10 protein-coding genes are annotated in these 9,287 nt (G+C 71.4%); 8 read left to right on the top strand and 2 right to left on the bottom strand.

Going from position 1 to position 9,287, the window contains the following annotated elements:
* Window positions 1-569, bottom strand: a 569-nt coding sequence (locus tag A7A76_RS11095) for a DUF2066 domain-containing protein (RefSeq protein WP_206411241.1), incomplete at its 3' end; no start/stop codon positions are given.
* Window positions 570-880: 311 nt separating this feature from the next.
* On the opposite strand from A7A76_RS11095, the gene purM reads away from it, so the two are divergent.
* The 8 genes from purM (at window position 881) to A7A76_RS11055 (ending at window position 8,085) form a co-directional block, all read left to right on the top strand.
* Window positions 881-1,945 (top strand): phosphoribosylformylglycinamidine cyclo-ligase, encoded by a 1,065-nt coding sequence (purM, locus tag A7A76_RS11090; RefSeq protein ID WP_343225316.1) that lies wholly within the window; start codon window positions 881-883, stop codon window positions 1,943-1,945.
* Between the two features lie 291 nt (window positions 1,946-2,236).
* Window positions 2,237-2,875, top strand: coding sequence for a DUF2238 domain-containing protein (locus A7A76_RS11085; protein ID WP_206411242.1), 639 nt, complete (start codon window positions 2,237-2,239; stop codon window positions 2,873-2,875).
* Window positions 2,872-3,312, top strand: a complete 441-nt coding sequence (locus A7A76_RS11080; RefSeq protein WP_206411240.1) for a hypothetical protein — start codon at window positions 2,872-2,874, stop codon at window positions 3,310-3,312. The genes A7A76_RS11085 and A7A76_RS11080 overlap by 4 nt, the downstream gene beginning before the upstream one ends.
* A 32-nt stretch (window positions 3,313-3,344) precedes the next feature.
* Window positions 3,345-3,767 (top strand): hypothetical protein, encoded by a 423-nt coding sequence (locus A7A76_RS11075; protein WP_206411239.1) that lies wholly within the window; start codon window positions 3,345-3,347, stop codon window positions 3,765-3,767.
* A gap of 152 nt (window positions 3,768-3,919) precedes the next feature.
* Window positions 3,920-4,609: an HAD family hydrolase gene (locus A7A76_RS11070; RefSeq protein ID WP_206411238.1), complete on the top strand. Its 690-nt coding sequence runs from the start codon at window positions 3,920-3,922 to the stop codon at window positions 4,607-4,609.
* The gene (locus A7A76_RS11065) at window positions 4,606-5,895 is read left to right on the top strand and encodes a DUF5690 family protein (protein ID WP_206411237.1); all 1,290 of its coding nucleotides are present in this window, start codon (window positions 4,606-4,608) and stop codon (window positions 5,893-5,895) included. Before A7A76_RS11070 ends, A7A76_RS11065 begins: the two co-directional genes overlap by 4 nt.
* Window positions 5,896-5,910: 15 nt before the next feature.
* Window positions 5,911-7,065, top strand: a complete 1,155-nt coding sequence (locus A7A76_RS11060; protein ID WP_206411236.1) for a TIGR03364 family FAD-dependent oxidoreductase — start codon at window positions 5,911-5,913, stop codon at window positions 7,063-7,065.
* Window positions 7,066-7,587: 522 nt separating this feature from the next.
* Window positions 7,588-8,085 carry a hypothetical protein gene (locus tag A7A76_RS11055; RefSeq protein ID WP_206411235.1) on the top strand — a complete coding sequence of 166 codons (498 nt, stop codon included), beginning with the start codon at window positions 7,588-7,590 and terminating at the stop codon, window positions 8,083-8,085.
* Between the two features lie 27 nt (window positions 8,086-8,112).
* Here A7A76_RS11055 and A7A76_RS11050 read toward each other — a convergent pair.
* Window positions 8,113-9,287, bottom strand: a 1,175-nt coding sequence (locus tag A7A76_RS11050) for a PAS domain-containing protein (protein ID WP_206411234.1), incomplete at its 5' end; no start/stop codon positions are given.

Genomic DNA, 9,287 nt, shown 5'->3' with positions numbered 1-9,287 from the left:
TCGGCGGCGCTGCCGCTGGGCAGGCCGAGGCGGTAGCCGCGCTCGACCGCGCGGTTGAGCGCGGCGCGCGCGGCGTTGGCCTGGCCCAGGCCGACCAGGCGCGGGCCGCTGCCGTCGTCGATCGCCAGCCACAGCACCGGCTTGGGCCGCGGCTGCGGCCAGATCGGCAGGCCCAGCGTCGCGGCGAGGTTCTCGACCTTTTCCTGGTCGAAATTGACCACCAGGGTGGTCTGGAAGGTCGGCGCGCCGGTGACCTGGGACACGCCCTCGTCCTGGCGGTAGTCGTAGCCGGTCGCGTAATCCTTGGCCCGGCGCAGTTCCTGGCCGACGCCGGGACGGCTGGCCGCGGCGCGGTCGCCGGACATCTTGGCCAGCACCTGGGCCAGCGCCCTCGCCATCGCGCCGTTGCGCTCGTTCTCGCTCTGGCCGCCGACCGGCACTTCGGCCGAATAGGCGCCTTCGGCCTGGGCGCGGTCGCCCTCTACCCGTTGCGCGCTCGCGGCGAAACTCACCAGCAGCGCCGCCGCCATTGCCCAAGTCCGGATTGCCTTACCCATCGACCAGCCCATCGCTGTCCCTATCTGTGCGTGGAGCGGGCTTCCCGCCCGCGTTGCGAGCCGCCTGGCCCGGCCGTACGGCCGTGCATCGGCCTGGGGCCGACTTCGGCGTTCAAGGTCGGAAATGGTGCCGCAGGTGGGGCGGGGAGTCCATTCGGGGGCTGAACGGGGTGGGGGCAGGAGATAGCGGATAGGAGTTAGGAGATAGCAAAAAGCCCGCCCGGCTTGCCTTTCGCTATCTCCTAACTCCTATCCGCTAACTCCTGCCCCACCCCGGCCTGCTAAAATCGCCGGCTTCCCTCCGCGACCACCCCGGGGCCGCCGTGACCGCTTCCTCCTCCGACACTTCCCCCAAGCCGCTGACCTACCGCGACGCGGGCGTCGACATCGACGCCGGCAACGAGGTGGTCGAACGCATCAAGCCGCTGGTCAAGCGCAGCTTCCGTCCCGAGGTGATGGGCGGGCTGGGCGGGTTTGGCGCGCTGTTCGACCTGTCGGGCAAGTACCGCGAGCCGGTGCTGGTCTCCGGCACCGACGGCGTCGGCACCAAGCTCAAGCTGGCCCAGCAGTTGAACCGCCACGACACCATCGGCATCGACCTGGTCGGCATGTGCGTCAACGACGTGCTGGTGCAGGGCGCCGAGCCGCTGTTCTTCCTCGACTACTTCGCCACCGGCAAGCTCGAGGTGGACACCACGGTCGCGGTGGTCGGCGGCATCGCCCGCGGCTGCGAGCTGGCCGGCTGCGCGCTGATCGGCGGCGAGACCGCGGAAATGCCCGACATGTACCCGCCGGGCGAGTACGACCTGGCCGGCTTCACCGTCGGCGCGGTGGAGAAGTCGCAGATCCTCGACGGTTCGCGCGTGCGCAAGGGCGACGTGCTGATCGGCATCGCCTCCAGCGGCCCGCATTCCAACGGCTATTCGCTGATCCGCCGGATCTTCGACCGCGCCGGCCGTCCGGGCGACGTCGCCGTCGGCGGCGTGCGCCTGATCGACGCGCTGATGGAGCCGACCGCGCTGTACGTCAAGCCGATCCTGGAACTGCTGCGCGCGGGCGGCGGCGAGCATTCGATCCACGCCATGGCCCACATCACCGGCGGCGGCCTGACCGAGAACATCATCCGCGTGATTCCCGAAGGCCTGGGCCTGGACATCCGCACCGCCACCTGGACCCTGCCGCCGGTGTTCGACTGGCTGCAGCGCGAAGGCGCGGTGCCGCGCGAGGAGATGTGGCGCACCTTCAACTGCGGCATCGGCTTCGTGCTGGTGGTGCCGGACGAGGCCGCCGCGGCGACGCAGGCCGAGCTGAGCTGCCTGGGCCTGGCGCATTGGCGCATCGGCGAAGTGGTCGGTCACGGCGGCGGCGAGCGCGTGCATATCGGTTGATCGCGGCGTTGGCCGGCGAGAGGACGGCGGGCCTGGGCCCGCCGTTTTTCGTTTTGGGCGCGTACAAGTCGCGCAGGGTTCGTCGCCGTTTTGTTTTCGCGGTCGCGGCTCGCGCCGCTCCTACAGTCGCAAGCGAAACCGGCGGCAGCCCCTGTAGGAGCGGCGCGAGCCGCGACCGCGAAACCGCAACCGCGACGAAAACTGCGACGCCTGTTCCCTTCCCCACCCCGCTCCGGTAGCGTCCCCTCGTCATCCACGGAAAGCCCCCGCATGCCCGCCGCGCAAGGACGCATGAGCGCCCCCAAGAAAGCCGCCCTGGCCTTCGTCCTGGCCGTCTTCGCGATCACCTGGATCGCGCCCAGGAGCCCGTTCGAACAGGCCATGCACAGCGTGCTGACCGTGGTCGGGCTGCTGTGGCTGTGGCGCCACGACCGCCGCTGGCCGATGCGCGATGCGCACTTCCTCGCCGTCTGCGGCTTCATGACGATGCATTGCATCGCCGCGCGCTGGCTGTATTCCTACGTGCCCTACGACCAGTGGATCCAATGGCTCACCGGCGGCTGGTCGCTGGACCGCGCGCTGGGCCTGCAGCGCAATCATTTCGACCGGCTGATCCATTTCCTCTACGGCGCCTGCTTCGCCCCGCCGCTGCGCGAGCATTTCCGCCAGCGCTGGCCGGCGCTGGGCGCGGGCCAGGCGTTCGCGCTGGCGGTGGCCGCGATCATGTGCACCAGCCTGGTCTACGAATGGTTCGAATGGGCCATCGCCCTGACCATGTCGCCGCAGGATGCGGAGTCGTACAACGGCCAGCAGGGCGACGTGTGGGATGCGCACATGGACATGTTTCTTGCGACACTGGGATCGCTGGCGGCGTGGCCGCGCACGCGCGCCGCCGGCCGAGCCGCCCCCATCGGAGGAAACGCACCATGAGCGAGCCGCTGCCTGCGGCCGCGCCGAGCGCGCCGCCGCCGTCGAAAGACGCCGCCAACCTCGACCTGATCGGGATCTCCTACTACGTGGTCGCGGCGATCGCCGCGCTGTTCTCGCTGTTCCCGCTGATCCACGTCGGCATGGGCGTGGCGATGCTGTCCGGCGCGTTCGACCAGCCCGGCCACGGCACCCCGCCGCCGCCGGCGGTGGGCTGGCTGTTCATCGTCATGGGCTCGGCCTTCATCCTGTGCGGCCTGGCCTTCGCCGTGCTGCTGGCCCTCGGCGGCCGGCGCATCCGCCAGCGCCGCGGCCACACCTTCTGCATCGTCGTCGCCGGACTGAGCTGCATGTTCATGCCGTTCGGCACCGTGCTCGGGGTGCTGGCGCTGGTGCTGCTGGTGAAGCCGGAAGTCAAAGCGCTGTTCGATACGCGCTGAACCCTTCGTCCGCAGTTGTGAAGGATCGAGCCATGCCCCACCTCGCCGCATCCGCCGACGCTTTCGGCGCCGAGGACGAATCGCACCTCAAGCTGCTGTCGGTCTTCTACTACGTGCTCGCCGCGCTCGGCGCGGCGGCGTCGCTGGCGGCGGCAGGGATCAGCGTGGTGCTGATCGACTATCTGCGCACTGCCGCCCCCGGCTATCCCGGCTCGGCCGCCGGCGAAGACCCGACCGCGCTGGCCGTGATCATGGCGCTGTCGATCGCGCTCAGCCTGGCCAGCAGCGCCCTGCAGTTCATGACCGCCCGCCGCCTGCGCCAGCGCCGCGGCCTTGGCCTGTGCCGGTTCACCGCGGCGATCACCTGCCTGTCGTTCCCGCTGGGTACGCTGCTGGGCGTGTTCACCTTCATCGTGCTGGCGCGGCCGCAGGTGCGCGCGGCGTTCGGCGACTGAGCGCGCCGCGAGGGCGCGACTGAGGCGGCGCCCGCCCGACCGGAGCACCAGAGGAGCACTAGACAGGTCCACCCGCCTGTCCCCGCGCTGTCATCACCGGGTTGCGCCCGGCGACCAAGCTGGAGGCCTGTTCCGCAGCGCCTCCGGTTTCCATGAACTACCGCCTCGCCCTGTTCGATATCGCCGGCACGACCGTGTCGGATCCGAGCTTCGTCGCCGAAGCCTTCGTCGGCGCGATGACCGCCGCCGGCCATCCCATCGAGGCGGAGACCTGCCGCGCGCTGATGGGCTACCGCAAGCCCGAGGCGATCGCGCGCCTGCTCGGCGAGGCGGCGACGCCGGCCAGGATCGAAGCGATCCACGACGACTTCGTCGCGCGCATGCTGCGCTGCTATCGCGAGCGCCCCGGGGTGGCGCCGCTGCCGGGCGCGGAGTCGACCTTCGCCCTGCTGCGCGCGCACGGCATCAAGGTCGCGCTCAACACCGGTTTCTCGCGCGATATCGCCGAGGCCATCGTGGCGCGCCTGGGCTGGAACGGCCGCATCGACGCGCTGATCGCCAGCGACGAAGTGCCCTCCGGCCGGCCCGCGCCGTACATGGCCCAGGCGCTGCTGCGCCGGTTCGGCATCGACGACGCGCGCGCGCTGGTCAAGATCGGCGACACCGAAGTCGATATCGGCGAAGGCCGCAACGCCGGCGCCGGCCTGGTGGTGGCGGTCACCACCGGCGCGTTCCGCCGCGCCGAACTGGAACCCTACGCGCCCGACGCCATCGTCGATTCGCTGTTCGAGCTGCCGGCGCTGCTCGGCATCGACGCCAGCGCCCGCGACGACGCCGCATGAACGCGCCGGTGTCCGCCGCGACCCTGCGCTCCTGGCGCGTCACCCTGCTCGCCGGCGGCGCGGCGCTGATGGCCTACGCCAGCATGTACGCGTTCCGCAAGCCGTTCGCCGCGGCCTCGTTCCACGGCCAGCAATGGCTGGAGGTGGACTACAAGGTCTGGCTGGTGGTCGCGCAGATCCTGGGCTACATGTGCAGCAAGTTCATCGGCATCGGCGTGATCGGCGGGCTGCGCCGCGAGCGCCGCGCGCCGCTGATGCTGCTGTTGATCGGCAGCGCGTGGCTGGCGCTGCTCGGCTTCGCGCTGGTGCCGGCACCGTGGAACATCGGCTTCCTGTTCCTCAACGGCCTGCCGCTGGGCATGGTCTGGGGTCTGGTGTTCAGCTATCTGGAAGGCCGCCGCACCACCGAGGCGATGGGCGCGATCCTGGCGTCGAGCTTCATCATGGCCTCGGGCATCGTCAAAAGCGTCGGCAAGTGGCTGCTGCTGGCGGGCGTGGACGAATTCTGGATGCCGTTCCTCACCGGCCTGCTGTTCGTGCCGCCGCTGCTGATCGCGCTGCGCCTGCTCGAGCGCGTGCCCGCGCCCGACGCCGCCGACCGCGCCGCGCGCAGCGAGCGATTGCCGATGAACCGCGCCGAACGGCTCGCGTTCGTGCGCCGGTTCCTGCCGGGGCTGGCGCTGATGATCGGCTGCTACGTGGCGCTGACCGTGGTGCGCGATTTCCGCGACAACTTCGAGGCGGAGCTGTTCGCGGACCTGGGGTACGGCAACAACGCCGGGGTGTTCGCGCTGATCGAGACGCCTGTCGCTTTGGCCGTTCTCGCGTTGACCGCGGGCCTTACGTGGTTCCGCGACAACCTGCGCGGCCTGATGGCGCTGCATGCGCTGATGTTCGCCGGCCTGCTGACCGCCGGCTGCGCCACCCTCGCCTTCCGCGCCGGCGCGCTGCCGCCGCTGTGGTGGCTGGCGCTGGTCGGCTTCGGCCTGTACCTGGCCTATGTGCCGTTCAACTGCGTGTTCTACGAGCGCCTGATCGCGACCTTCCGCGTCGCCGGCAACGTCGGCTTCCTGATGTACCTGTCCGATGCGTTCGGCTACCTGGGCAGCGTCGCGGTGCTGCTGGCCAAGGAATTCTCCGGCCTGCAGCTGTCGTGGACCCAGTTCTTCGCCCAGATCGTGCTCGCGCTGAGCGCGCTCGGCGGCGCCTGCCTGCTGGCCTCGGCCGTCTATTTCCACCACCGCGCCAGCCGCCGCGTGCAAGCGCCGGCGCTGGCGCCCGTTTGACTGGTTCGAACCCACATGAAAACCGAATCCGCTTTAGTCGTCGGCGCCGGCATCGTCGGCCTGGCCATCGCCCGCGCGCTGGCCGCGCGCGGCCACCGCGTCACCGTGCTGGAACGCTACGAACGCGCGGTCGGCGCCTCGGTGCGCAACTTCGGCATGATCTGGCCGATCGGCGTCGTCAACGGCGCCGCCTACGAGCGCGCGCTGCGCTCGCGCGCGATCTGGCAGGAAGTCATCGACGGCGCGAAGCTGTGGCACGACCCCTGCGGTTCGCTGCACGTGGCCTATGCGCCCGACGAGTTCGAGGTGCTGGCGCAGTACGCGCAGGCCAACCGCGCGCTGCGTCCGTGTTCGCTGCTCGGCCGCGACCAGGCGCTGGCGAAATCGCCGGCGCTGGTCGCCGACGGCCTGCGCGGCGCGCTGTTCAACCGCGACGAGATGCTGGTCGATCCGCGCGAGGCGCTGGCCGCGCTGCCGCGCTATCTGCACGAACGCTACGGCGTCGAGTTCCACTGGCGCACGCCGGTCACCGCGGTGGAAACCGGCCGCGTCCATTCCGGCAGCCGCCGTTTCGAGGCCGATCGCGTATTCGTGTGCAGCGGCCCGGAGTTCGAACAATTGTTCCCGCAGCTGTACGCCGCCGCGCCCCTGACCCGCTGCAAGCTGCAGATGCTGCGGCTGGCGCCGCCGGCCGACGGCCTGCGCCTGGGCGCGGCGCTGTGCGGCGGCCTGTCGCTGGTGCACTACGCCGGTTTCCAGCAGGCCGCCGACGTGGCGCCGCTGCGCGCGCGCTACCAGGCCCAGTACAGCGAACTGATCGAACTGGGCATCCACGTCATGGCGGCGCAGAACAGCCGCGGCGAAATCACCGTCGGCGACTCGCACGCCTACGCCCACACCCACGATCCGTTCGACGAGCAGGCGATCAACGCGCGCGTGCTCGATTACCTCGGCGGCTTCCTGCGCCTGGGCGAGCCGCGCCCGGTCCAGACCTGGCACGGCATCTACCCCAAGCTCACCGACGGCAGCAGCGAGTTCGTCGGCGAACCGCTGCCGGGCGTGACCATCGTCAACGCGGTCGGCGGCGGCGGGCTCGGCATGACCTTGAGCTTCGGCCTGGCCGAGGAGATCGTCGACGGCCGCTACGGCGCCGTGCGCCGCGCCGCCTGAGCGCGGCGCGGTCCCTGCGCGGGCTATGGCGGCCTGACCCGCCATAGCCCGCGTCGTCCGGTTCGCTGGCTCCCCCTTCGAACCGGCCGCTACCCGCCGGCGGGCGCGTCGCGCGCCGAGGCCGACCGTGCCGGCGCTTCCCTGGCCGGAACGGGACGGGCGGCACCTCCGTGTGCCTGTGTCTCCACCGTCGCCGCTGCATTCCACCCGTGCGGCCGGCGCGGCGCCTGCGGCGCGCGGCGGGCCTCGGAACGACGAGGCGACGGCGTTCATTTAGCGCTGCGGCGACGCGCGTGGCGAGGCTCAAGCCGGGATCGAACCGGGACGCGGCGGGAAGATTTCGCCGCGCGCGCGCCGCGACTCGCGGCCGGTCGCGAACCCGGTCACGCCGGCAGCGTGAATCGCGGCGGATTCGCCTGGAAATCGTCCCCTTTTGTGCCCGCTATTTGCTTGGACGCCGCCGCGACCGGCTCCTAGGCTGACTGCGTCGCGCTCCCCGCGATGCAGCCAGGAGAATCACCGATGCGCACGCTGTTCAACGGACTGAGCTTCACCGCCACCGCCGCCAGGACGCTGGTGTTCGCCGCCGCCCTGACCGCCGGCAGCGCCCAGGCCCACCAGACCAATCCGCAATGCTATGCCGACGGCGTGCAGGTCCGCCCGGTCGGCAAGTTCGCCTTCAGCTCCAGGCAGGTCGCCGATTTCCATGCCGACCTGCTGCGCCGGCCTCCCGGCTCGTGTCCGGCCGGTGCCGGCGGGGTCCAGGCCAAGTCCTGCGGCCAGGTCGATCATTGGCACGTGGCCCGGATCATGTCGGCGGAGTACTGCGCCCAGTTGCAGGGCGCCCAGGACGGCGCCAAGGACAGCAGCCCGATCCCGGTCGCCGAAGTGACCGCGCCGCCGAGCTACCTCTCGCCGGAGCACCACTCGCGCTACACCTACAAGGCCGCCAACCCCGACGCGATCGTGCTGCAGGGCATGTGCGTGATCTGCTACACCCTCGAGGCGCCGCCGAAGTGACGGCGCCGGCCGCACCCGTCGACGCGTTCACACCAGCGCGTTGCGGCGGGTGTAGGCCAGCACCGCGTCGACGTGGCGTTGCAGCTCGCCGCGCACGGTTTCCTCCAGCGGGCATTCGGCCAGCACGTAGTAGCCCGAACGCAGCACGTCGCGCCAGCGCGGCTGGCGCGGCAGCTTGGACAGGCTCAGGTAACGCTCCATCGCCCGCGCGCGCAGGCGGCCGTCGTCGACGGTGACGCGCCAGATCCGGCTTTTCTCCGCCAGCTCCAGCCGGCCCTGGCCGGTGCTGCGCTCCCAGGCCTCGACCACCGCCAGCATCAGCTCGACCAGCGCGCGCCGGAACGAACTGCGCAGCGCCTCGTCGCCGGGCCCGGCCGGTTCCACCTTGAACTCGACCGCCGCGTCGGCGCCGGCTTCGGGCAGCGCATCGGCGGCGTGTCCGGCGGCGCTGTGTCCGGCCGCGCTGTGTTCGGCGCGGCGCAGGCCCAGCACGATCGATCCCTCGCCGTGGCCGCTTTCGCTGAGCTGCGCGTTCAAGCGTTCGCCGCCGAAGGAGAACGCCAGGCGCTGCGGCGCCGAGGATTCTTCCAAATGCTCCAGCGCCTGGGCGAAGCGGCGCGCATCCTCGCCGCCGAGCAGTTCGCCGAAGCCGCGACCGGCCACCGGCGCCTGCGCCCCGGGCTGCACCAGTTCGCTGGCGGCGCGGTTGGCGGCGAGCACCTGGCCGGCGCCGTCGAGCACCAGCACCGCGTCTTCGCGGCTGTCCAGCGCGGCCTGCAGGCGGGCGCGGTCGACGCCGAGTTCGTCGGCGGCGCGGCGGTAATAGTCGATTTCCTCGTCCAGACGCGCGCGCCGCGCCGCCTCGGCCACGCGCGCGCGCTGCTGGCGGCGCAGGAAAAACACGGTCAGGCCCAGCAGCGCGGCCAGCGCCGAGACCACGGTCAGCCACAGCGCGAGGCTGCGCACGCGGTTCTGCGCGGCCAGCGCAGCGATGGTGCGGTCGCGCTCGGCGGTGGCGAAGCGCAGTTGCAGCCATTGGGTCTCGCGGTCGTACTGGGCCTCGCGCAGCGCCCGCGCGGCCTGTTCGGAGCGGCGCAGCGCGGCCATCGCCTGCGGCCATTCGCCCAGCGCCTCGTGCGCGGCGGCGGCTTCGGCCAGCAGCGCCGGGCGGTCGCCGTCGTGCGCGGACAGCGTGTCCAGCG

It is taken from the genome of Lysobacter enzymogenes, from assembly GCF_017168095.1.
GTDB classification, from domain to species: Bacteria; Pseudomonadota; Gammaproteobacteria; order Xanthomonadales; family Xanthomonadaceae; genus Lysobacter; species Lysobacter enzymogenes_D.
Note: the sequence above shows the minus strand (reverse complement) of the source record. Positions and strands in the feature narration are given on the sequence as shown.

Coding starts and splice junctions, on each gene's coding strand:
- A7A76_RS11085 (WP_206411242.1), top strand. CDS start 2,237: ATGAGCGCCCCCAAGAAAGCCGCCCTGGCCTTCGTCCTGGCCGTCTTC.
- A7A76_RS11080 (WP_206411240.1), top strand. CDS start 2,872: ATGAGCGAGCCGCTGCCTGCGGCCGCGCCGAGCGCGCCGCCGCCGTCG.
- A7A76_RS11075 (WP_206411239.1), top strand. CDS start 3,345: ATGCCCCACCTCGCCGCATCCGCCGACGCTTTCGGCGCCGAGGACGAA.
- A7A76_RS11070 (WP_206411238.1), top strand. CDS start 3,920: ATGAACTACCGCCTCGCCCTGTTCGATATCGCCGGCACGACCGTGTCG.
- A7A76_RS11065 (WP_206411237.1), top strand. CDS start 4,606: ATGAACGCGCCGGTGTCCGCCGCGACCCTGCGCTCCTGGCGCGTCACC.
- A7A76_RS11060 (WP_206411236.1), top strand. CDS start 5,911: ATGAAAACCGAATCCGCTTTAGTCGTCGGCGCCGGCATCGTCGGCCTG.
- A7A76_RS11055 (WP_206411235.1), top strand. CDS start 7,588: ATGCGCACGCTGTTCAACGGACTGAGCTTCACCGCCACCGCCGCCAGG.